This is a genomic window from Streptomyces sp. NPDC052773 (assembly GCF_044547145.1).
Lineage (GTDB): Bacteria > Actinomycetota > Actinomycetes > Streptomycetales > Streptomycetaceae > Streptomyces.
Window position 1 is genome coordinate 41,932 of the sequence record NZ_JBITZX010000013.1, and the last position, 20,009, is coordinate 61,940.

General features: G+C 71.8%; 23 protein-coding genes. 13 read left to right on the plus strand and 10 right to left on the minus strand.

Going from position 1 to position 20,009, the window contains the following annotated elements:
- Positions 1 to 146: 146 nt before the first annotated feature.
- Complete coding sequence (locus ACIG0D_RS26030; protein WP_399805392.1) at positions 147 to 1,088, plus strand: SGNH/GDSL hydrolase family protein; 942 nt, start codon at positions 147 to 149, stop codon at positions 1,086 to 1,088.
- Positions 1,089 to 1,092: 4 nt separating this feature from the next.
- Here the strand turns inward: ACIG0D_RS26030 and ACIG0D_RS26035 are convergent, their stop codons facing one another.
- Positions 1,093 to 1,575, minus strand: a complete 483-nt coding sequence (locus ACIG0D_RS26035) for a VOC family protein (RefSeq protein WP_399805394.1) — start codon at positions 1,573 to 1,575, stop codon at positions 1,093 to 1,095.
- Between the two features lie 271 nt (positions 1,576 to 1,846).
- On the opposite strand from ACIG0D_RS26035, the gene ACIG0D_RS26040 reads away from it, so the two are divergent.
- From ACIG0D_RS26040 to ACIG0D_RS26050, 3 genes are all read left to right on the plus strand, one after another.
- Complete coding sequence (locus ACIG0D_RS26040) at positions 1,847 to 3,049, plus strand: epoxide hydrolase family protein (RefSeq protein WP_399805396.1); 1,203 nt, start codon at positions 1,847 to 1,849, stop codon at positions 3,047 to 3,049.
- A 110-nt stretch (positions 3,050 to 3,159) separates the two neighbouring features.
- The gene (locus ACIG0D_RS26045; RefSeq protein ID WP_399805398.1) at positions 3,160 to 3,798 is read left to right on the plus strand and encodes an ATP-dependent Clp protease proteolytic subunit; all 639 of its coding nucleotides are present in this window, start codon (positions 3,160 to 3,162) and stop codon (positions 3,796 to 3,798) included.
- A gap of 2 nt (positions 3,799 to 3,800) precedes the next feature.
- The gene (locus ACIG0D_RS26050) at positions 3,801 to 4,403 is read left to right on the plus strand and encodes a ClpP family protease (RefSeq protein WP_399805400.1); all 603 of its coding nucleotides are present in this window, start codon (positions 3,801 to 3,803) and stop codon (positions 4,401 to 4,403) included.
- A 96-nt stretch (positions 4,404 to 4,499) separates the two neighbouring features.
- Here the strand turns inward: ACIG0D_RS26050 and ACIG0D_RS26055 are convergent, their stop codons facing one another.
- A complete protein-coding gene (locus tag ACIG0D_RS26055; RefSeq protein ID WP_399805402.1) occupies positions 4,500 to 4,901 on the minus strand; it encodes a helix-turn-helix domain-containing protein in 402 nt (133 codons plus the stop codon).
- A 566-nt stretch (positions 4,902 to 5,467) separates the two neighbouring features.
- Here ACIG0D_RS26055 and ACIG0D_RS26060 point away from each other — a divergent pair.
- Entirely contained in the window at positions 5,468 to 6,361 is an 894-nt protein-coding gene (locus ACIG0D_RS26060; RefSeq protein WP_399805404.1) for an RNA polymerase sigma factor SigF, read from the plus strand.
- 238 nt (positions 6,362 to 6,599) lie between these two features.
- Here the strand turns inward: ACIG0D_RS26060 and ACIG0D_RS26065 are convergent, their stop codons facing one another.
- Positions 6,600 to 7,055 carry an ATP-binding protein gene (locus tag ACIG0D_RS26065; RefSeq protein ID WP_399805406.1) on the minus strand — a complete coding sequence of 152 codons (456 nt, stop codon included), beginning with the start codon at positions 7,053 to 7,055 and terminating at the stop codon, positions 6,600 to 6,602.
- A 157-nt stretch (positions 7,056 to 7,212) separates the two neighbouring features.
- Between ACIG0D_RS26065 and ACIG0D_RS26070 the strand changes: the two genes are divergently transcribed.
- Positions 7,213 to 8,484 carry a streptophobe family protein gene (locus tag ACIG0D_RS26070; protein WP_399805407.1) on the plus strand — a complete coding sequence of 424 codons (1,272 nt, stop codon included), beginning with the start codon at positions 7,213 to 7,215 and terminating at the stop codon, positions 8,482 to 8,484.
- A 60-nt stretch (positions 8,485 to 8,544) separates the two neighbouring features.
- On the opposite strand, the gene ACIG0D_RS26075 is transcribed toward ACIG0D_RS26070, so the two are convergent.
- The gene (locus ACIG0D_RS26075) at positions 8,545 to 10,884 is read right to left on the minus strand and encodes an FHA domain-containing protein (protein ID WP_399805409.1); all 2,340 of its coding nucleotides are present in this window, start codon (positions 10,882 to 10,884) and stop codon (positions 8,545 to 8,547) included.
- A gap of 67 nt (positions 10,885 to 10,951) precedes the next feature.
- Positions 10,952 to 11,362 (minus strand): hypothetical protein, encoded by a 411-nt coding sequence (locus ACIG0D_RS26080; RefSeq protein WP_399805411.1) that lies wholly within the window; start codon positions 11,360 to 11,362, stop codon positions 10,952 to 10,954.
- A gap of 214 nt (positions 11,363 to 11,576) precedes the next feature.
- Here ACIG0D_RS26080 and ACIG0D_RS26085 point away from each other — a divergent pair, with 214 nt between their 5' ends.
- Positions 11,577 to 11,864, plus strand: coding sequence for a DUF1905 domain-containing protein (locus tag ACIG0D_RS26085; protein ID WP_399805704.1), 288 nt, complete (start codon positions 11,577 to 11,579; stop codon positions 11,862 to 11,864).
- A 70-nt stretch (positions 11,865 to 11,934) separates the two neighbouring features.
- Here ACIG0D_RS26085 and mgrA read toward each other — a convergent pair whose 3' ends face one another.
- The gene (gene mgrA, locus ACIG0D_RS26090; RefSeq protein ID WP_399805413.1) at positions 11,935 to 12,927 is read right to left on the minus strand and encodes an L-glyceraldehyde 3-phosphate reductase; all 993 of its coding nucleotides are present in this window, start codon (positions 12,925 to 12,927) and stop codon (positions 11,935 to 11,937) included.
- A gap of 139 nt (positions 12,928 to 13,066) precedes the next feature.
- On the opposite strand from mgrA, the gene ACIG0D_RS26095 reads away from it, so the two are divergent.
- Together ACIG0D_RS26095 and ACIG0D_RS26100 are read left to right on the plus strand one after the other, a co-directional pair.
- Positions 13,067 to 13,951: a LysR substrate-binding domain-containing protein gene (locus ACIG0D_RS26095; RefSeq protein ID WP_399805415.1), complete on the plus strand. Its 885-nt coding sequence runs from the start codon at positions 13,067 to 13,069 to the stop codon at positions 13,949 to 13,951.
- A 25-nt stretch (positions 13,952 to 13,976) separates the two neighbouring features.
- Positions 13,977 to 14,492 (plus strand): DinB family protein, encoded by a 516-nt coding sequence (locus ACIG0D_RS26100; protein ID WP_399805417.1) that lies wholly within the window; start codon positions 13,977 to 13,979, stop codon positions 14,490 to 14,492.
- On the opposite strand, the gene ACIG0D_RS26105 is transcribed toward ACIG0D_RS26100, so the two are convergent.
- Complete coding sequence (locus ACIG0D_RS26105; protein WP_399805419.1) at positions 14,474 to 15,553, minus strand: adenosine deaminase; 1,080 nt, start codon at positions 15,551 to 15,553, stop codon at positions 14,474 to 14,476. The genes ACIG0D_RS26100 and ACIG0D_RS26105 overlap by 19 nt on opposite strands.
- A gap of 48 nt (positions 15,554 to 15,601) precedes the next feature.
- The gene (locus tag ACIG0D_RS26110; RefSeq protein WP_399805421.1) at positions 15,602 to 15,997 is read right to left on the minus strand and encodes a VOC family protein; all 396 of its coding nucleotides are present in this window, start codon (positions 15,995 to 15,997) and stop codon (positions 15,602 to 15,604) included.
- Positions 15,998 to 16,157: 160 nt separating this feature from the next.
- On the opposite strand from ACIG0D_RS26110, the gene ACIG0D_RS26115 reads away from it, so the two are divergent.
- On the plus strand, positions 16,158 to 16,781 hold the full coding sequence (locus ACIG0D_RS26115; protein WP_399805423.1) for a hypothetical protein: 624 nt from the start codon (positions 16,158 to 16,160) through the stop codon (positions 16,779 to 16,781).
- 174 nt (positions 16,782 to 16,955) lie between these two features.
- Here ACIG0D_RS26115 and ACIG0D_RS26120 read toward each other — a convergent pair whose 3' ends face one another.
- A complete protein-coding gene (locus ACIG0D_RS26120) occupies positions 16,956 to 17,156 on the minus strand; it encodes a hypothetical protein (protein WP_399805426.1) in 201 nt (66 codons plus the stop codon).
- A gap of 108 nt (positions 17,157 to 17,264) precedes the next feature.
- On the opposite strand from ACIG0D_RS26120, the gene ACIG0D_RS26125 reads away from it, so the two are divergent.
- The 3 genes from ACIG0D_RS26125 to sph all read left to right on the plus strand — a co-directional run bounded on the left by ACIG0D_RS26125 (position 17,265) and on the right by sph (position 19,348).
- On the plus strand, positions 17,265 to 17,585 hold the full coding sequence (locus tag ACIG0D_RS26125) for a hypothetical protein (protein WP_399805428.1): 321 nt from the start codon (positions 17,265 to 17,267) through the stop codon (positions 17,583 to 17,585).
- Between the two features lie 214 nt (positions 17,586 to 17,799).
- Positions 17,800 to 18,258, plus strand: coding sequence for a pyridoxamine 5'-phosphate oxidase family protein (locus ACIG0D_RS26130; protein ID WP_399805430.1), 459 nt, complete (start codon positions 17,800 to 17,802; stop codon positions 18,256 to 18,258).
- Positions 18,259 to 18,361: 103 nt separating this feature from the next.
- Positions 18,362 to 19,348, plus strand: coding sequence for a sphingomyelin phosphodiesterase (gene sph, locus ACIG0D_RS26135; RefSeq protein ID WP_399805431.1), 987 nt, complete (start codon positions 18,362 to 18,364; stop codon positions 19,346 to 19,348).
- 35 nt (positions 19,349 to 19,383) lie between these two features.
- On the opposite strand, the gene ACIG0D_RS26140 is transcribed toward sph, so the two are convergent.
- On the minus strand, positions 19,384 to 19,998 hold the full coding sequence (locus ACIG0D_RS26140; protein ID WP_399805433.1) for a TetR/AcrR family transcriptional regulator: 615 nt from the start codon (positions 19,996 to 19,998) through the stop codon (positions 19,384 to 19,386).
- Positions 19,999 to 20,009 lie beyond the last annotated feature (11 nt).

The window sequence follows — 20,009 nt, forward strand, 5'->3', positions numbered from 1 at the left end:
CCGCCGGCTCGTTCTCCGGCCGCTCCCGGCCAATCTCGGCCACTCTCGGCCGCTTCCGGCCGAGCGCGTCCGGCGTGTGTCTTCCGTCCGACACCGGGCTGTGCTTGCCTGGGGAGCCCTGTCGGTGGCGGGGCGGGAGTGGCCGGATGCGCGGACGGTGGGCGGCGGGGTGGGCCCTGGCCGGTGCGGTGCTGCTCGGCGGGTGCGGGGACCCCTCGTCGGGACCCGCCGGACCGCAGGCCGCGCCGTCGGCGCCCGCCGTGCGGTCGCCCGGGGCATCGGCTTCCGGGGCAGCGGCGCCCGGGCCTTCGCCCACCACGCACCGGCAAGCTCCCGCCGAGCCGCCGGTGGTGCTCTACCTCGGCGACTCGCTGGCGATGGAGAACCAGCGGGTCCTCGGGCAGGAGCTGCGCCGCGAGCTGAAGGCCCGCTACACCAGCGCCCCGTACTCCGGCACCACCCTCTGCGACTACCTGGAGGGCACCGGCGAGCGGTCCCTCGTGCCCGACGCGGACAAGGCGGCGGCGCTGGTGCGCTCGGTGCGGCCGGACGTCGTGGTGCTCCAGTTCTGGGGGAACGCCTGGGGCTACACCCCCTGCATGGACGGGATCACCTACGACGCCGCACCGGACCGCTATCTCCGGCGGTACGCCGCCGACGCGCGGCGGCTCGCCGGGCAGATCGCGCGGGCCGGGGGCCAGTCCCCACCGCGGATCGTGTGGGTCCTCCAGGGGCCGGACCCGATCACCCCGGAGCGGGTGCGAAAGGTGAACGCCGTCTACACGGAGCGGGCCGCCGCATCCGGCGACGCGGTGGCCGACGCGGGCCGGGCGGTCAGCCCCGCCTCCGGCCGTTACACCTGGGTCCGGTACCTGCCGTGCACCGCCTGGGAGCGCGCGCACCCGGACTACTGCACCGAGCCGGGCAGCGGCCGGACCGCCCTGCACCGGGACGACGACCACCTGCACTTCTGTCTCGCCCCGACGACGTCCACCCCGAAGCCGTGCCCGGTCCGCTCCCCCGGTGTCCTGCGCATCGCCCGGGAGATCACCGAGGCGGTCGGCACGGCGGCCCGGGGCGGCGGCTGAGCCGTCACTGACCCGCGTACGCCTTCTCCAGGGCGGCGATGTCGAGCTTGCCCATCTTCAGCATCGCCGTCATCGCGCGCTGTGCCTTCGCCGGGTCCGGGTCGCTGACCATCTCGTCGAGCCGGTCCGGGGTGACCTGCCAGGACACGCCGTACTTGTCCTTGAGCCAGCCGCAGGGGCCGGGCTCGCCGCCGTTCTCCGTCAGCTTGGTCCAGTAGTAGTCGATCTCCTCCTGGTTCTCGCAGTGGATGATGAAGGAGACCGCCTCGTTGAACTTGAACTCCGGGCCGCCGTTCAGCGCGAGGAACCGCTGGCCGTTGGCCGTGAACTCGACGGTCATGACGGTGCCGGCCGGGCGGGGGGCCTCCTCTGGGTAGCGGGCGACCGTGCCGATGGCGGAGTTCTTGAAGATCGAGACGTAGTAGTGGGCGGCTTCCTCGGCCTCGGTGTCGAACCAGAGACAGGTGGTGAATCCGTCGGCGGCCATGAGTACCTCCAGGGGTGGAACGCGGTCATCGGTCGTGAGTGTCGACCGCCGCCGGCCGGAAAACTCATCGGTCGGCCCGGGGTTCGATCCCGAGGGCCCGGTCGGCCGGGGTTGGTCCCTACCGCTCGGTCAGCCGCGGATTCATCCCTACCGCTCAGTCGGCCACGGATTCATCCCTACCGCTCGGTCGGCCACGGATTCATCCCTGCGACCCGGTCGGCCCGGATTAATCCCTGCGGCGCCGTCGCCCCAGGCAACTAGCATCGCGGCCATGACGACGTCACCGTCCCCGGACGCGATCCGCCCCTTCCGTCTCGCCGTTCCCGACGCCGAGCTCACCGACCTCCACGACCGCCTGGACCGCACCCGCTGGCCGGACCAGCTGCCGGGGGTGGGCTGGTCGTACGGGGTGCCCGCGGACTATCTGCGGGAGCTGGTGCGCCACTGGCGGCACGACTACGACTGGCGGGCCGCCGAGGCACGGCTGAACGAGTGGCCGCAGTTCACCACCACGATCGACGGGGCGAACGTGCACTTCGCGCACATCCGCTCCCCCGAGCCGGACGCCACTCCGTTGATCCTCACCCACGGCTGGCCGGGATCGATCGTGGAATTCCTGGACGTCGTCGGGCCGTTGACCGATCCCGCCGCGCACGGCGGGGACCCGGCCGACGCCTTCCACGTGGTGGTGCCGAGCCTTCCCGGGTTCGGGCTGTCCGGGCCGACGGCCGAACCGGGCTGGGAGGCCGGCCGGATCGCCGACGCCTGGGCCGAACTGATGCGGCGGCTCGGCTACGAACGGTTCGGCGCGCAGGGCGGCGACTGGGGCGCGGCCGTCTCCCGCGAGCTGGGCCGCGCCCACCCGGACCGGGTCCTCGGCGTCCACCTGAACCTGCTGCCGGGTGCGCAGGCGACCACCGAGCCCACCGAGGAGGAACTGGCGGCGCTGGACCCCGAGGAGCGGGAGCGCACGCTCGCCTCCTGGCGCGGGTGGAGCGACTGGTCCCGCGAGGGCACCGGATACGCCGTGCTCCAGGCCACCCGGCCGCAGACCCTGGCGTACGCGCTGACCGACTCGCCCGTCGGCCAACTCGCCTGGATCGTCGAGAAGTTCCGGGAGTGGACGGACTCCGAGGAGCTGCCCGAGGAGGCCGTGGACCGGGACCGGCTGCTGACCAACGTGATGCTGTACTGGCTGACCGGCACGGCCGGTTCCTCGGCCCGCGTCTACTACGAGCGGGCGCACGCCACCGGCCGCGCCGCCGCGCCCGCCGAGCCGTCGACGGTGCCGACCGCCGTGGCCCTGTTCCCGGCCGAACTCCAGCTCCCGCTGCGGCACAAGGCCGACCGCACCGAGAACATCGTCCGCTGGACGGAGCTGGAACGGGGCGGGCACTTCGCCGCCATGGAGGAGCCGGACCTGCTGGTGGCGGACGTACGGGCGTTCTTCCGGCAGTTGCGCGAGCAGGGCTGAGCGCGGACTCTGCCCGTGGCGAATCTGCCGCGGGCAGAGAAAACGTCTGAGGGCCCCGTCCGCGGCCGAGAGTGGAGTCGACGGCATGCGAGCCACGACCAGGAGGACCGATGACTCCACTCAGCACGCTTACGCCGCGGGCCGAGGAGGGCGACACCCCCCGGACCCGCTTCGACGACCATCTAGCCGCACAACTGCTCGGGCAGCGGATCGTGCTGCTGGGCACCCAGGTCGACGAGGTCTCCGCGAACCGGGTCTGCAGCCAGCTGCTCATCCTGTCCGCCGAGGACCCGCGGACCGACATCAGCCTGTTCATCAACAGCCCGGGCGGCTCGGTGCACGCCGGTCTCGCCATCTTCGACACGATGCGGCTGATCCCCAACGACGTCTCGACGCTCGCGATGGGATTCGCGGCGAGCATGGGGCAGTTCCTGCTCAGCGTGGGCGCGCCCGGCAAGCGGTACGCCCTGCCGAACGCGCGGATCATGATGCACCAGCCGTCGGGCGGCATCGGCGGGACGACGGCGGACATCGAGATCCAGGCGGAGAACCTGGAGTTCACCAAGCGCACCATCGAGCGGATCACCGCGGAGCACACCGGGCAGAGCGCGGAGACCATCGCCCGGGACGGGGACCGCGACCGCTGGTTCACGGCCGAGGAGGCCAGGGAGTACGGCATGGTGGACCGGATCGTGGACTCCTTCGCGGAGATCCTGCCGGCCGCGACGCGTCGACGGACGGGGCTGTAGTCATGGGGGGTTACACGATTCCGCACGTGGTCGAGCGCACCCCGCAGGGCGAGCGGTCGTACGACGTGTTCAGCCGGCTGCTGTCCGAGCGGATCATCTTTCTCGGCACCGAGATCGACGACGGCGTGGCCAACGTCGTCATCGCGCAACTCCTCCATCTGGAGTCGGCGGCGCCGGAGAACGAGATCGCGGTCTACATCAACTCGCCCGGCGGCTCGTACACCTCGCTGATGGCGATCTACGACACCATGACGTTCGTGAAGGCGCCGATCTCCACGTTCTGCGTCGGCCAGGCGGCCTCCACGGCGGCCGTGCTGCTGGCGGGCGGGGACAAGGGGCGGCGGTTCGTGCTGGAGCACGCGCGCGTGCTGCTCGGGCAGCCGGCCTCCGGCGGACGCCAGGGCACGGCCGCCGATCTGTCGCTCCAGGCGAAGGAGATGGTGCGGATCCGCTCCCAGGTGGAGGAGGTGCTGTCCCGGCACACCGGCCACGACATCGCCACGCTGCGGGCCGACATGGACCGGGACAAGGTGTTCACCGCGGCGGAGGCGGTGGCGTACGGGCTGGCCGACGAGGTCCTGAGCCGGCGCCTCACGACGGTCTGAGACGGCGTCGCGCGACGGTCCGAGCCGGCGTCTGGCGACGGTCCGAGACGCCGGCAGCCGGGCTCGGCAGCCGGACCGGGCGGCCGGGCCCGGCCCTCAGGCGGCCAGGCAGAGCCCGTCGTGCGACGAGGTGGTGGTCGTACGGCCGCGCTGGGCGGACCGGGAGGTGACCCGGACCAGCTCCCGCTGAGCCAGCGTCAGCAGGTCGCCGAGACCGAGTCCCAGCGCCTGGGCGGCAGCCGCCAGCACCTCCGAGGAGGCCTCCTTGCGGCCCCGCTCCACCTCCGACAGATACGGCATGGAGATCCGCGCCGCGTCGGCGACGTCCTTCAGCGTCCGCTCCTGCGCGAGGCGTTCGCGCCGCAGGACGTCCCCGACGAGGTCGCGCCACAGGGGCTCCCTGGGGGCCTGCCGCGGGGCGGGGCCGCGCTGGGCCGGTTCGGTGGGGCGGGGGCGCAGCGGGATGACACGGGCTTCGTTCGGCGCTTGGTTCGTCACCTCTTCAGCCTAGGAGCGGGGCGCCGCGCGGGAAGGGCGCGGCGTTCCGCCCTCGGTGGAATCGGACGTATCGCCCGGCGGGTCAGGATCCGGACGAGACGGGGTACGTCGGCCGCCCCGGGAGCGTGCCCGCCCGCGCGGTGCTCTCCGTACGGGTGGTGTGGGGGCGCGCTGGGTGCGCGCGGTCCGGCTCGCGCAACCAGCCCGGTCCCGGGGCGTCCACCCGGGCGTCGGGAGCCCGTCCGGGACCGTCGAACCACCCGGCTGCGGCGTGGGTCGCCGGCCTGCGCAACCCGGTCGGCAGGGCCGCTACCAGCCATCTCGTCGCCGTCGTCGCGCGTTCCCCGATACGCCGCTCGCCCGCCCGGTGCAGGGAATGCAGCGCTCCGGAGGGGGCCCGGGAGGGCGTGCGCAGCGAATGTTTCACGCCGCCCCGGCACCAAGAGTGCATGGTCGGGCACACCCCGGGTACCCGCACGGGTGCGTCACCATCGACGCGAGGACAGAGAATGACAGCATCATCCGGAAGAGGCAGACGTCGCACCATGACTTTCGTGGGAGAGGTAATGGACACCGCCACCGCCGTGACCGGGTCTCAGGCTCCGCTCGTCGAGGAAAACACGCGGGCCGGGACGGATGGGGGGCAGGAGCAGGTGGTCGTGGACCCGCGCGCCGTGGCGCCTCGTGACGCCCGGGAGCTGTCCCGTCAGTTCTTCCGCCGGCTGCAGGAGCTCGAGGAGGGGACGCACGAGTACCAGTACGCGCGCAACACCCTCATCGAGATGAACATGTCGCTCGTGCGGTTCGCCGCGGGGCGGTTCCGGGGCCGCGGGGACGACATGGAGGACGTCGTCCAGACCGGCATGATCGGCCTGATCAAGGCCATCGACCGGTTCGACCTCTCCCGCGAGGTGGAGTTCACCTCCTTCGCGCTGCCGTACATCGTCGGCGAGATCAAGCGGTTCTTCCGGGACACCACCTGGGCGGTGCACGTCCCGCGCCGGCTCCAGGAGCTGCGCGTGGAGCTGGCCAAGGCGCGCGAGGAGCTGTCCAGCCGGCTCGACCGGGAGCCGACGGTGGCGGAGCTGGCCACGCTGATGAACCTCTCCGAGGACCAGGTCGTGGAGGCCCAGATCGCGGCCAACGGCTACAACTCCTCGTCGCTGGACGCCGCGCTGACCGGTGACGGGCCGGAGAACGGCGAGGCCGTGCTGGCCGACTTCATCGGCGTCGAGGAACACGGGCTGCGGCTCGTCGAGGACTTCCAGTCGCTGGCCCCGCTGATGGCCGAGCTGGACGAGCGGGACCGGCGGATTCTGCACATGCGGTTCGTGGAGGAGGCCACCCAGGCCGAGATCGGTGAACAGCTCGGCTGCTCGCAGATGCATGTGTCACGGCTGCTGAAGCGGATCATCGTGCGCTTGCGGGAGGGCATGCTCGGGGAGCTGGACCGGGTCTGAGAACCGGGTCTGAGAGCCGGGTCTGAGACGCGGGGCCCTCGGGGCGGGCCGACGGCGTCCGGGGCGTGCTCCCGCCGGTTCACGCTCCGGGGGGCCTGCTCCGGGGCCCTGCCCTGGTGCGCTTGTGCCGTTCGCGCGCTGGGTGCCTGTGCACTTTCACGCTTGTGCGCTTGTGTATTTGTCTTGTGTGCTTGTGACGCGCGGGTCGCCCCGCGATCGCCGCGACGCGGCGCTCAGCTCACCCCTCGCCCAGCTCCACCACGGCCCAGACGCGCTTGCCGACCGGCACCCGCTCGACCGCGACGCGGGACGCAAGGGCGTGGACGATCTCCAGGCCGTGCCGGCCGATGCGCTCGGGGTCCCGGGGGAAACGCCGGGGCAGGGCGTCACTGCTGTCGTAGACGGAGACCGTGACCGAGCCGTCCGTGCCCTCGAGGTCCAGGATGTACGGGCCGTCGCTGTGCCGGTCCGCGTTGGTGACCAGCTCGCTGACCACCAGCAGCACCGTCTCCTGGGCATGCCTGGTGATGTCGGCGCACCACTCCGTGCCGAGCTGATTCAGGAACTGCGCGGCGAACGCGCGCGCCTCCGCTATGCACCCGGGTTCGCCCGTGTAGTGCGCCGCCCGCCGGAGCGGTTCCACGGACACGTCGAAACCGGAGGGTGCGACCGTGCCGTCCCGGTGCTCGATCATGCGTTCTCTCTCCCAAACCGGCTTGGCCGGATAAAGCTGCACCAGTCCTCGTACCCCGAGCCCGGCGGACCAGTCCACAGTGCAGCGGTCGTCACACCGGCGACGCGGACGGCCCTCCCGGCGGGCGCGGCCGACGAGTGCTGTTTAGCGTGGGCCTGTGAGTCTGCCAAACTCCGCCGCCCGGGCCGGCGCCCGCCCCGGGTGGGCGCTCGCCCTGGCCGTGACGCTGGCCGGGGTGCTCGCCATGGGCGTCGTCGCCACGCTCGGACTGTGGGCGGCCGGAGCGACCGACATCCCGGACGGCGCCTTTCCGAAGGTGGTCGTCGCGACCGTCGTCGCCGCCGTCGGCGGCAGTGTCGAGCTGTCGGGCAGCGCCGGGCGGCTGGCCGGGGCCGAGGGCGGTCTCACGGTGATTCCGCTGTCGGTGACGCTCGTCGGCGCCCTGGTCTTCGGCGCCGGTTTCCTGTGGCCGCTGCGGCACCGGGCGGTGGCCGGGGCCGGTGAGCTGGCCGGCTGGGCCGCGCGGATCGGCGCGCTGTGGCTGCTCGCCCTGATGGGGCTGGCGCTCGGCGCCCGGCACACCTTCACCCTCTCCCTCGGCGACGGGCTGATCAGCGACCTCGGGGAGCTGTTCGGCCTCGAACCGGAGGTGGGGTTCACCACGGACGCGCCGCTGACCCTCGTCTTCGGCGTGCTGTGGCTGGCCGGGGTGCTGGTGTTGGCGCTGCTCGTCACGCGCGGGGTGCCGCTGCCGGGACGCGTGCTGCGGTTCCAGGAGGCGGCGCGTCCGGCGGCGTACGCGATGGTGGCCCTGCTGCTGGCCTACGTCGTGCTGGGCGTCGTCATCGCTCTGGTGGTCGCGGTGACGCGCGGGCAGCCCGTGGAGACGCTGGCGGTCGTCCTGCTCGGGCTGCCGAACCTGGTGTGGCCGGCGCTGACGATCGGGACGGGTGCCACCTGGGACGGGCGGGTGGAGGGGCCGTTCGCCCTGCCGATGCCGAACGTGCTGGACCGGGTGATGCGGTCGGGGGAGGTGAGCGCCGTCAACCTGGGCACGCTCGGCGAGCACGACGGCCGGGTCTGGTGGCTGCTGCCGCTGGCCGCGGTGCTGCTGTCGGCGGCCGCGTGTCTGATGGCGGTCCGCTCACCGGCCGGCGTCCCGCTGTGGCGCCAGGCCGCGCACATGGCGGTGGCGCTTCTGCTCACGGTCCTCATGATCTGCCTGCTCGGCCGGATCTCCGCTGCCTTCGGACTGACCGTGCTGGGCATCGGCGACCTGGGCGGGGATCTCTCCCAGCAGCTGTTCCTGCGGCCCCGCTGGTGGGGTGCGCTGGGCCTCGCCCTGCTGTGGGGCCTGGTGACCGGTTTCCTGGGCGCGCTGGTCGCCCGGTGGCTCCGCAGGCCCGGCGAGCTACGGGACGCGCGCTAGGGGTGTCTCGGGAGGTCCGCACGGTCGCGCCTGCCTCACGACGCCCGGCACGGCTCGCGGCTACTTGCGCATCACGGCGGGTTCCCGGCGGCGCAGCAGGTGGGAGACCAGCAGGCCGAGGGCCAGGGACAGGACGATCATCATCCCGACGTCGAGGAGCCAGACCCAGATGGTGTGTTCGAAGAGCGGATCGCCGGTGAGGTCGCCGGGCGAGAGCCGGGCGAGGTCGACGGTGGCGGCCATCGCGCCGAACGCCCAGCGGGAGGGCACCAGCCAGGCCGCCTGCTCCAGGACCGGCACGTCGTCGAGGGTGAGCAGCGCGCCGCAGAAGACGACCTGAACGAGGGCGAGCAGGACCAGCAGCGGCATCGTCACCTCCTCCTTGCGGACCAGGGCGGAGACCGTCAGGCCGAGCATCATCGCGGTGAAGGCGAGCAGTGCGACGGCGATGGTGATCTCGGTCAGCGGCCGGGTCACCACCCCCTCGCCGCCGGGGGCGCCGAGGTCCACGCCGAGCAGCGCCACCAGGGTGAGCACGACGGCCTGGAGCACGGTGATCGTGCCGAGCACCACCACCTTGGACAGCAGGTACGCCGGTCTGGACAGGCCCACGGCCCGTTCCCGCCGGTAGATCACCCGTTCCTTGACCAGTTCCCGCACCGCGTTGGCGGCGCCGGTGAGCACGGCGCCGACGCAGAGGATCAGCAGCACGTTCAGCGCGTTCCGGCGGGTCAGTTCGCCGCCCGCGAGGGCGCGTGCCATGGCGCCCATCACGAACGGCAGGGCGACCATGACGGCGAGGAAGACCCGGTCGGCGGCGAGGACGGCGCAGTAGCGGCGGACCAGGGTGCGCAGCTGGGCGCCCGTGCCGCGGGGGCTGGGCGGCGGCCCCATGATGACCGGGCCGGCGCGGGGCAGCCGGGGCTGGGCGCTGGCCTCGGCGACGTAGCGCCGGTGGAAGGGCGAGTCTCGGTACTCAGCCGCCCAGTCGCGGTCCCTGCCGAGGTCGAACGCCTCGAAGGCCTCCGGCCAGTGCTCGAAGCCGAAGAAGGCGAGGGCGTCGCCGGGCGGGCCGTAGTAGGCGACCCTGCCGCCGGGGGCGAGGAACAGGAGCCGGTCGCAGACGTCGAGGCTGAGCACGCTGTGGGTGACGACGATGACGGTGTGGCCGTCGTCGGCGAGGCCGCGCAGCATGTTCATCACCGAGCGCTCCATGCCGGGGTCGAGGCCGGAGGTCGGCTCGTCGAGGAAGAGCAGCGAGGGCCGGGTGAGCAGCTCCAGCGCCACGCTGACCCGTTTGCGCTGGCCCCCGGAGAGGCTGTGCACGCGCTGCCCCGCGCTGGCCTCGAGACCCAGCTCGCGGATGACCTCCTCGACCCGGGCCCGGCGCTCGGCCTTGGCGGTGTCCTGCGGGAAGCGCAGTTCGGCTGCGTAGGAGAGGGCGGCGCGGACGGTGAGCTGGGTGTGCAGGATGTCGTCCTGCGGGACGAGTCCGATGCGCTGGCGCAGCTCGGCGTAGTCGTGGTAGAGGTCGCGGCCGTCGTAGAGGACGGTGCCGTGGTCGGCGGGGCGCTGGCCGGTGAGCGCGTTCATCAGGGTGGACTTGCCGGCGCCGCTCGGTCCGACGACGGCGAGCAGGCACTTCTCCCCCACCGGGAAGGAGACGTGGTCGAGCAGCCGTTTGCGGCCGCGGTCGACGGTGACGGTGAGGTCCTGGACGTCGAGGGAGATCTCGCCGGTGTCGACGTACTGCTGGAGCTGGTCGCCGACGAGGCAGAAGTCGGAGTGGCCGATGCCGACGATGTCGCCGGGGCGGACCTCGGCGCTGGTGACGAGGACGCCGTTGAGGTACGTCCCGTTGTGGCTGCCGAGGTCGACGATCTCGTAGGTGCCGTCGGTGTGCGCGTGCAGTTCGGCGTGGTGCCGGGAGACGATCAGGTCGTCGACGACCAGGTCGTTGTCGGCGCCGCGGCCGATGCGGACCGTGCGGGCGGGCAGCGCCCGGACGCTGGCCGGCCGGCGGAAGGTGTGGGTGAGGGCGGGCCGGGAGACCGCCGCGGGGCGTTCGGCGGGCGGGCCGGTGAGTCCGCTCAGCACGATGCGGGGCCCGTCGGTGGGGCTGCCGAGGCGGATGACGGTGCCGGGTCCGACCCACCGATGGTCGACGCGACGGCCGTCGGCGTAGGTGCCGTTGGTGCTGTGCTCGTCCTGGAGCGTCCAGTGGTCGTCCTCGGGGTGGAGCACCGCGTGGTGCCAGGAGACGCGGTCGTCGTCGAGGACGATGTCGCTGCGGGGGTCGCGGCCGACGCGGTAGTCGTGGACGGGGGTCATCACGGTGATCCCCGTCTCGGTCTCCAGGATCAGTTCGGGTGCCGTGGACGCGCCCGGCCGCTCCGCCATGCGCAGAATTCTACCGATCGGCCCACATACGTGCTTGACCGTCCCAGGTCACCAACCCGGGGTGGGGTCAGGCCACGGGCACGATCAGCGCCGGGATGGTCCGCTGCATGCGCAGGGCGTCGACGGACTCGGCCAGCAGCTCGTACTCGGTGGTGTCGTCGCTGACCGCGATCCGCACCAGCCGTCCGGCCGCCAGCTCGTCGGCGACCAGCTCCTGCCGGTCCGCGTCCGCGCACCAGGAGCGCAGTACGGCGGGCACGTCGGGCACGGTGTCGCCTACGGGGACCAGCGCGTTCGGCGGGTAGGGGGCGTCGCCGGGGTGGGGGTCGAGCCGTTCGGCGATCCAGGTGGCGCGGTCGCGCAGCCACCACAGGGCGAGGGCCAGGGTGGGCGCCCGGTAGGTGCCCAGCGGTACTCCGATGCGCTGTCCGCCGCAGGTCCCGTACGCGGTGACATGGCACAGGAATTCGTCGTGCACGTTCTCCTCCCCCGTCGCGTCGCTCGCTTGCCGGTGGTGGCTCGCTTTCCGTGCGGCTCCTGTGCGGTGAACTGCCCCTGACGTCGAGTATCTTCACTCTTGAACCACTGTCACCATGCCTTTCCGGCCACTCTCCTGGCATATTCCGCAGCCGTGATTGGCCGGAAGGCGACGGCCTCGATGAGTTTCGCCGCGGGCCGGAGTCCTCATGGGTATGGACGCGACTGGAAAAGTGGACGTGGAATTCACCGCGGTGCTCCGCAAGAGCCCGGAGCAGGGTGGCTGGACGTATGTCGTCTGGCCGGAATCGGCCGCCTATTTCGGCACCCGTGGACTGATCAGGATTCGCGGGACGGTCGACGGACATCCCTTCCGCAGCTCTTTCATGGCTCTCGGCGACGGAACCCACAAACTGCCGGTGAAAGCGGAGGTGCGGCGGGCGATCGGCAAGGAGGAGGGCGATTCGGTGACCGTGCGGATCGAGGAGCGCCTCGGTCGGTGATCCGAATGCCGGATGCCCGGAGACGGACGCCGCCGGGCGGCCGTCTCCGGGCATCGGAAAAAGATCGGAACTACGCCGTCACGACCGCGTCGATGCGGGCCAGCTCGTCCGCGTCGAAGTCCAGGTTCTCCGTCGCGGCGACGGAGTCCTCCAGCTGCCGCGGGCTGCTCGCGCCGACCAGCGCGGAGGTCACCCGGCCGCCGCGCAGCACCCAGGCGAGCGCCATCTGCGCCAGGGACTGGCCGCGGGACTTGGCGATCTCGTCGAGCGCGCGCAGCTTGCCGACCAGCTCCTCGGTCAGCGCGTCGGAGTTCAGGAACGGACTGTCGCTCGCGGCCCGCGAGTCCTCCGGGATGCCGTCGAGGTAGCGGGCGGTGAGCACGCCCTGCTCCAGCGGGGAGTAGGCGATGGAGCCGACGGCCAGCTCGTCCAGCGTGTCGAGCAGGCCCTCCTCCTCGGGGCGGCGGTCGAGCATCGAGTAGCGCGGCTGGTGGATCAGCAGCGGGGTGCCCAGCTCGCCGAGGATGCGGGCGGCCTCGCGGGTCTGCTCCGCGGAGTAGTTGGAGACGCCGACGTACAGCGCCTTGCCCTGCTGCACGGCGGAGTGCAGGGCGCCCATCGTCTCCTCCAGCGGAGTCTCCGGGTCGGGGCGGTGCGAATAGAAGATGTCGACGTAGTCGAGACCCATCCGCTTCAGGCTCTGGTCGAGCGAGGACAGCAGGTACTTGCGGGAGCCCCACTCGCCGTACGGGCCGGGCCACATCAGGTAGCCGGCCTTGGTGGAGATGACCAGCTCGTCGCGGTACGGCGCGAAGTCGGCCCTCAGCGCCTCGCCGAACGCGGACTCGGCGGCGCCGGGCGGCGGGCCGTAGTTGTTGGCGAGGTCGAAGTGGGTGACGCCGAGGTCGAAGGCGCGGCGCAGGATGGCGCGCTGGGTCTCCACCGGGCGGTCGGGGCCGAAGTTGTGCCACAGGCCGAGCGACAGCGCGGGGAGCTTGAGGCCGCTGCGTCCGGTGCGCCGGTAGGGCATGGCGGCGTAGCGGTCGGGGTGTGCGGTGTACAACGCGACTCCAGAGGGGTTGGCACACGGGAGGCGGTTCCGTGGGCCGGTGCCGGCGGAACCGTCCCCTACTCTGGCGTGACCTGCGACCAGTGGTCCAACAGAAGAATCCGATGGGATTCAGCGATTACGCTTCTCGGTCATGGAACTGCGCCAGCTCAGGCACTTCCTCGCGGTCGCCGAGGACCAGCACTTCACCCGGGCGGCCGAACGGCTCATGGTCTCCCAGTCGGGCCTCTCGGCGTCGATCCGCGCACTGGAGCGGGAGCTGCAGACCCCGCTGTTCGTGCGCACCACGCGCCGGGTGACGCTCACCGAGGCGGGCCGGGCGCTGCTGGTGGAGGCGGAGCGGGTGCTGGACCGGGTGCGGGCGGCGCACGAGGCGGTGGCCGCCGTACAGGGCGTGCTGCGCGGCACGCTCGCGCTGGGCACCGAGCAGTGCATCGCCGGGGTGCCGGTGGCGGGGCTGCTCGCCGCGTTCCGGCGGCGCCACCCGGACGTGGAGATCCGGCTGCGGCAGGCGGGCTCGGGGGCGCTGGCCGAGGAGGTGGCGGCGGGGCGGCTCGACCTGGCGTTCGTGGTGCGCACGGACACGGACACCGAGCATTTGCGGGCCGTGGCGCTGACCAGCGAGCCGATGACCGTGCTGTGCCATGCGGACCATCCGCTGGCGGCGGCCGGGGCGGCCGTCACCCCGGGGGACATCGGCGGGGAGGTGTTCGTCGACTTCCACCCCGACTGGGGGCCGCGGCGGACCACCGACGCCGCGTTCGCCGCCGCGGGCGTGCGGCGGACGGTGGCGCTGGAGGTGAACGACGTGCACAGCCTGCTCGACCTGCTGGGCGAGAACCTGGGTATCGCCGTGGTCCCCCACCACTTCCGCCACAAGCGCCCGTCACTCACCGCGCTGCCCCTGAAGGGCACCGGCGAGGCCGCGTACGAGACGGTGGCCGTGCTGCCGCCACCCGAGGCCACCAGCCCGGCCGCGCGGGCGCTGATGGCGCTGCTGGAAACGGGGGGCGCGTGAGCGGCGTCCGGGTCATGGTGGACGTATGCATGCGAAGGACGTCCTCATCGACGGCTACAGCCGTATCCAGGAAGAAGTCCATGCCGCCGTCGACGGTCTCGGGCCCGAGGAGCTGAACGCCCGGCCGTCCGACGACGCCAACTCCATCGCCTGGCTGATCTGGCATCTCACCCGGGTCCAGGACGACCACATCGCCGACGCCTCCGGGCTCGACCAGGTGTGGCTGGCGCAGGACTGGTCGAAGCGGTTCGGGCTGAAGCTGCCGCTGGGCGACACCGGGTACGGGCACAGCCCGGCCAAGGTCGCCAAGGTGCGGGTCGACTCCCCCGACCTGCTGACCGGCTACTACGACGCCGTGCACGAGCAGACGCTGGGGTTCGTGCGCGGGCTGACCGCCAGGGATCTCGAACGCATCGTGGACGAGAACTGGGATCCGCCGGTCAGCCTCGGCGTACGGCTGGTCAGCGTCCTGTCCGACGATCTTCAGCACGTCGGACAGGCCGCCTATGTGCGCGGGCTGCTTCAGAGCGCCGCGGCGTAGCCCGGCAGCACGACGTCCTCGAGGAGGGCCTTGCGCTCGTCGAACGGGATGAACGCGCTCTTGACCGCGTTCACGGTGACCGTGCGCAGGTCCTCGACGGTCCAGCCCGCCTGCTCGACCAGCAGGGACATCTCGCGGGTCATGGTCGTGCCGGACACCAGGCGGTTGTCGGTGTTCAGGGTGACCCGGAAGCCGAGGTCCTTCAGCGCGGTGATCGGGTGCTCGGCGATCGAGGTGGCGCAGCCGGTCTGGAGGTTGGAGGTGGGGCACATCTCCAGCGCGATCCGGCGGTCGCGCACCCAGCTCGCCAGTCGGCCGAGCTTGCCGGCCGCGAGGTCGGGGATGTCCTCGGTGAGGCGGACGCCGTGACCGATGCGCTGGGCGCCGCAGACCTGGAGGGCCTGGTGGATGCTGGGCAGGCCGTGGGCCTCGCCGGCGTGGATGGTGAAGGGCACGCTCTCGCGGCGCAGGAGCTCGAAGGCGGCGAGGTGGTCGGCGGGCGGGAAGCCGTCCTCGGCGCCGGCGATGTCGAAGCCGACGACTCCGGCGTCGCGGTAGGCGACGGCCAGCTCGGCGGCCTCCTGGACGCGGTCGAACATCCGCATGCCGCACAGGAGGGTGCCCACGCGGACCGGGGTCCCGGCCGCGGCGGCCTTGGCCATGCCCGCCGCCAGGCCCTCCTGCACCGTCTCGACGACCTCGCGCATGGACAGCCCGCCGTTGGTGTTCAGCTCGGGCGCGTACCGCACCTCGGCGTAGACGACGCCGTCCGCGGCGAGGTCGAGGACGTACTCCTCGGCGGTGCGCAGCAGGCCCTCGCGGGTCTGCATCACGGCGAGGGTGTGCTCGAAGGTGGCGATGTAGCGGACCAGGTCGCCGGAGTTGGCGGCCTCGTAGTACCAGGCGGCCAGCTCGTCCGGGTCGGTGGTGGGCAGGGTGTGGCCGACCTCCCGGGCCAACTCCACGACGGTGGCGGGGCGCAGGCCGCCGTCGAGGTGGTCGTGCAGGACGGCCTTGGGGAGGCGGCGGAGGAGGTCGGTGTCTATGCGCGTAGATGACATGGTGCGGTTCGTTCCTCGGCAGTTCGGTGAGCGGGTGTCCGGGGTGGATCAGGCGGTGGCGGGCTGGAGCAGGTCCCAGCGGTTGCCGTACAGGTCGCGGAAGACGGCGACCGTGCCGTACGGCTCGTGCCGGGGCTCCTCCAGGAAGGTCACCCCCGCGGCGCGCATCCGGGCGTGGTCGCGGGCGAAGTCGTCGGTGTGAAGGAAGAAGCCCACCCGGCCGCCGGTCTGGTCGCCGATCCGCTCGCGCTGGACCTCACCCTTGGCACGGGCCAGCAGCAGCGCGGTGCCGGCTCCCTCCGCGGAGGGCTCGACGACCACCCAGCGGGAGCCGTCCGGCCGCGGAGCGTCCTCGGCGAGCCGGAACCCCAGCGCCTCGGTGTAGAAGCGGATCGCCTCGTCGTAGTCGTCGACGACGAGGGTGACCAGGGCGATGCGTCTCATCGGGACCTTTCGGGGGCGGGATCCGGAGGGGATTGACGGGAGAGGTTATACGTAAAACCTCGCGGATGCCAGTCGTCTTCTCTCGCCGTCGTCCTGATGGCCGGGCCGGCCCAGGGCGGCGTCGACCTGCTGAGGGCCCGCGCGGTCGACGGGGGGGGCGGTGTCCGACACGGAGCGGTCCGGCACGGGGGCCGCGAACGCGACCACCGTCGGGCTCAGGACCGTCAGCCCCAACATCTGCGGCGACCTGTGCAACAACGGCAAGACGGACAAGCTGCCGTACATCCCCGAACAGATCGACAACTACGCGCCCCACCTGGTGATGATGCAGGAGGTGTGCCGGTCGCAGTCCGAGTGGTTCAAGGGGCACCGCTTCACCTCGGGCACGTACCAGTTCGAGTTCACGCCGCTGCTGACCAACTACTCCAAGTGCGCCGGCGGGGCGGACTGCACGGTGAACGAGGACAGCGACCCGGCCAACGACAACAAGCTGTGTGAAGTCGGCCAGGTCCTCGGTGCCCGGGGCGTGTTGAGCAACACGGACAAGATCGACCTGGGCGGGGAGCGCCGGGCGGGGCTGGGGCGTGTTCCGAAGCCGACCACGACGACCCGGACTTCTGGAAGCTGCCGAACCCGGACTGTGTCGTGGGCACGCACACGAGCTGCCGAAGCGGTGAATCAACCCTGGTCGACGAGTCGCCCACCAAGAAGCACAACACCAAGTACGACTACATCTTCAGCACCCTCATCTGGCTCGACGCGTGATGGACAAGACGCTCACTAGGCCCGTCAAGCACAACCCGGCTCGGCCGACGTGAGCGGTGGCTTCATCGTGAGCGAGAGAAGGGTCGTGGCCAGCGGGCTGGGGACCTCTGTTGCTCAGTTTCCGAGCGGCGTGCGGGTGCCGGTTGAGGGCACAGTTGTACGCCGAGATCGTTGCGCCTGGTCTGACCTGCAGTCAAGCGGCTTTGCGTTCGGCGCGCTTCACGGCGAGAGCGGTGATGTCGGCGACCGCGTACCAGGGCTGGCGGGGGGTGCCTCCGGCGCGAGTGAGCTGACCGCGATGGACGATGCTGCGGAGTCCGGTCAGCCCTACGCCGAGGAAGCGGGCGGTCTGGTGGGTGGTGAGGCAGCCGGGGCGGATCATCTGCGACTCCATGCGGCCAGTGTGGCGGTTTTGCCGCGCTGGTGCAGCGAGTTGCGAGCCCCATATGGGCGAGTACGGTTGATATTACCTGTACGTAACCCATGTCCGAGGAGGCAGGCCATGCGCTCTAGCAGGAGGATGCGAGCCGCCGTGCTGAGCTCGGCCATCGCCGCAACCGTCGCCCTTACCCCGGTCGGCTTTCAGCAGGCTTCTGCCGCCACACCTAGCGAAACTCACGTCAGTGCGGCCGTCATTGTCCCTGAGGCACCCAGAGACTACCGACGCGGCTACAGGGATGGCTTCCGGATTGGCTACCGAGATGCCGACGACAACTGCCGACGAGACTGGCGCGGCTTCGACTACCGCAACCGCGACTACGAACGTGGGTTCCGCCAGGGTTACAGGGACGGGTTCAGGGAGGGGCGGTTCAACTTCTGCTGACCTGCTGGAGGATCAACATGCCGGGTCAGGCGGGCAGCGGTACGCAAGTGAGTGAGGCTGCAGAGGGCGCCAAGAGGCTGTGCACGGGCGGCCGGCCGCCGTATCAGTCCAACGAGCAGATGATCGGAAAGACATCCCCTACGGCCTCCGCCCGAGTCGGCCGTCCGTCCCGGGACCGAGGCGCGTGTGCCCCCGCCGGCCTTACCGTCCCCCCATGGAGATCACCAAGACCCCTCGCACCCCCGCCCAGCGCAAGCGGGACGTTCTGGACCGGCTGGCGCGGGAGGAGGACGTCTGGGTGGCGTCCGCGGATGCGGGCGGGACGCCGTGGCTGGTCGCGCTCTGGTTTCTGTGGGACGGGGAGGCGGTGTGGCTGGCGACGCGGACGACCAATCCCACCGGGCGGAATCTGCGCGAGGGCCGCCGGGTCCGGCTGGCGCTCGGGGACACCCGGGACGTGGTGCTGATCGACGGGGAGGCGGAGGTCTTCACCCGCGACGAGGTGCCGGCGGCGACCGTGCGGGCGTACACCGCCAAGTACGGGTGGAATCCGGGCGAGGACGCTCCCTCGTACGCGTACTTCCGGGTGCGGCCGCTGGTCGTGCAGGCGATGCGCGGGGAGCACGAGATGGCGGGGCGGCAGCTGATGCGGGACGGGCGGTGGGTGATCTGACGTCTGCCCGACATTCTTTTCGCGCACGGTAGTTACCTGGGAGTAATCCCCGGTGGTTTGATGTGCGGCGCCACTCAACCCCCTTCACCCACAGGGAGATCCAGTGCCGCTGTCCGCCCCGCGCCGCACCCCCGGCGCCGCCGTGTTCGCCCTCGCCCTCGCCACCGCGGGGCTCGCGGGGACGGCGCCCACCGCCACGGCCGCCGAGCAGACGCCGCCGGTGCGGGTCCTGTCGTACAACGTGTTCCTGTTCAGCAAGAGCCTTTACCCGAACTGGGGTCAGGACCACCGGGCGGCGGAGATCGCGAAGGCGCCGTTCTTCCAGGGCAACGACGTGGTCGTGCTCCAGGAGGCCTTCGACAACTCCTCCTCGGACGCGCTGAAGCGGGCCGCCTCGGCCGCCTACCCGTACCAGACGCCGGTGGTGGGCCGGAGCAAGGACGGCTGGGACGCGACGGGCGGCGCCTATTCGTCGACGACGCCGGAGGACGGCGGGGTCACCGTGCTCAGCAAGTGGCCGATCCTGCGCAAGGAGCAGTACGTCTACAAGGACGCCTGCGGGGCGGACTGGTGGTCCAACAAGGGCTTCGCGTACGTCGTGCTGAACGTGAACGGGGCCAGGGTGCATGTCCTCGGCACGCACGCCCAGTCCACCGACCCGGGCTGCGACCCGGGCGAGGCCCCCGCTATGCGCAGCCGTCAGTTCAAGGCGATCGACGCGTTCCTGGACGCCAAGAACATCCCGGCGAGCGAGCAGGTCATGGTGGCGGGTGACCTGAACGTGGACTCGCACAGCGCCGAGTACGCCTCGATGCTCGCCGACGGCGGCCTGGTAGGCGCCGACGCCCGCACCGGGCACCCGTACTCCTTCGACACCGAGGAGAACTCCATCGCCCGCGACCGCTACCCGGACGACCCGCGCGAGGACCTGGACCACGTCCTGCACCGCGCCGGTCACACCCGTCCGGCGGTGTGGAAGAACGACGTGGTGAAGGAGACGTCGGCGCCCTGGACGGTGTCGAGTCGGGGCACCTCCTACACGTACACCAACCTGTCCGACCACTACCCGGTGACCGGTCAGGCGGGCTGAGCGGGCACGGACGCGGGCGGCGCGGGCGTGTTGGGTCAGGGCAGCAGCTGTCGTACGAGCGCCTCGGCGGCCCAGCGCTCCCAGCGGTCCGCCGCCCAGCCGCGGCCGGTGACCAGCAGGTCGTAGGTCTCCGGGCCGAGGATCGTCAGCGCGATGTCCGCGGCGGACGCCGCGTCGTTGCCGTCGCGCAGGGCCGTCTTGGCCACCAGGGCCTCGGCGAAACGGAGTTGGACGGTGTGCCGCTGCTCGCGGTTGAGCCGCCACAGCCCGGCCAGCTCCGGTTCGGCGGCGGCAGCGGTGCGCACCACCTCCAGGACGGGTGCGGCGCGCTCCAGGACGCGGCGCGCGCCGGCGGCCTGGCGGGCGAGCTGTGCGGCGGGGTCGGGCTCCGCCAGCACCTCCCGCGCCCAGGGGCGGTCGAGGGTGGCGACCGGGTCGGTGTCACCGGCGACGGCGACGTCCAGCACCTCCTTCAGCAGGGCCCGCTTGTTGCCGAAGGTGAAGTACACGGTCTGCACGCCGACTTCGGCCGCCCGCGCCACGTCCTCCACGGTCGTCCGCGTCCAGCCGCGCTCGGTGAACAGGCGGGCGGCGGCATCGAGCATCCGCTGCCGGGTGCGGCGGGCCTTCTCGGCGCGGGTGATCGGCATGGATCTGCTCC

What these genes read in the sequence shown, in the direction of transcription:
- ACIG0D_RS26030 (WP_399805392.1), top strand. Translation starts at nt 147, where the DNA reads ATGCGCGGACGGTGGGCGGCGGGGTGGGCCCTGGCCGGTGCGGTGCTG.
- ACIG0D_RS26035 (WP_399805394.1), bottom strand. Translation starts at nt 1,575, where the DNA reads ATGGCCGCCGACGGATTCACCACCTGTCTCTGGTTCGACACCGAGGCC.
- ACIG0D_RS26040 (WP_399805396.1), top strand. Translation starts at nt 1,847, where the DNA reads ATGACGACGTCACCGTCCCCGGACGCGATCCGCCCCTTCCGTCTCGCC.
- ACIG0D_RS26045 (WP_399805398.1), top strand. Translation starts at nt 3,160, where the DNA reads ATGACTCCACTCAGCACGCTTACGCCGCGGGCCGAGGAGGGCGACACC.
- ACIG0D_RS26050 (WP_399805400.1), top strand. Translation starts at nt 3,801, where the DNA reads ATGGGGGGTTACACGATTCCGCACGTGGTCGAGCGCACCCCGCAGGGC.
- ACIG0D_RS26060 (WP_399805404.1), top strand. Translation starts at nt 5,468, where the DNA reads ATGGACACCGCCACCGCCGTGACCGGGTCTCAGGCTCCGCTCGTCGAG.
- ACIG0D_RS26065 (WP_399805406.1), bottom strand. Translation starts at nt 7,055, where the DNA reads ATGATCGAGCACCGGGACGGCACGGTCGCACCCTCCGGTTTCGACGTG.
- ACIG0D_RS26075 (WP_399805409.1), bottom strand. Translation starts at nt 10,884, where the DNA reads ATGGCGGAGCGGCCGGGCGCGTCCACGGCACCCGAACTGATCCTGGAG.
- ACIG0D_RS26085 (WP_399805704.1), top strand. Translation starts at nt 11,577, where the DNA reads ATGGACGCGACTGGAAAAGTGGACGTGGAATTCACCGCGGTGCTCCGC.
- ACIG0D_RS26095 (WP_399805415.1), top strand. Translation starts at nt 13,067, where the DNA reads ATGGAACTGCGCCAGCTCAGGCACTTCCTCGCGGTCGCCGAGGACCAG.
- ACIG0D_RS26100 (WP_399805417.1), top strand. Translation starts at nt 13,977, where the DNA reads ATGCATGCGAAGGACGTCCTCATCGACGGCTACAGCCGTATCCAGGAA.
- ACIG0D_RS26105 (WP_399805419.1), bottom strand. Translation starts at nt 15,553, where the DNA reads ATGTCATCTACGCGCATAGACACCGACCTCCTCCGCCGCCTCCCCAAG.
- ACIG0D_RS26110 (WP_399805421.1), bottom strand. Translation starts at nt 15,997, where the DNA reads ATGAGACGCATCGCCCTGGTCACCCTCGTCGTCGACGACTACGACGAG.
- ACIG0D_RS26120 (WP_399805426.1), bottom strand. Translation starts at nt 17,156, where the DNA reads ATGGAGTCGCAGATGATCCGCCCCGGCTGCCTCACCACCCACCAGACC.
- ACIG0D_RS26125 (WP_399805428.1), top strand. Translation starts at nt 17,265, where the DNA reads ATGCGCTCTAGCAGGAGGATGCGAGCCGCCGTGCTGAGCTCGGCCATC.
- ACIG0D_RS26130 (WP_399805430.1), top strand. Translation starts at nt 17,800, where the DNA reads ATGGAGATCACCAAGACCCCTCGCACCCCCGCCCAGCGCAAGCGGGAC.
- ACIG0D_RS26140 (WP_399805433.1), bottom strand. Translation starts at nt 19,998, where the DNA reads ATGCCGATCACCCGCGCCGAGAAGGCCCGCCGCACCCGGCAGCGGATG.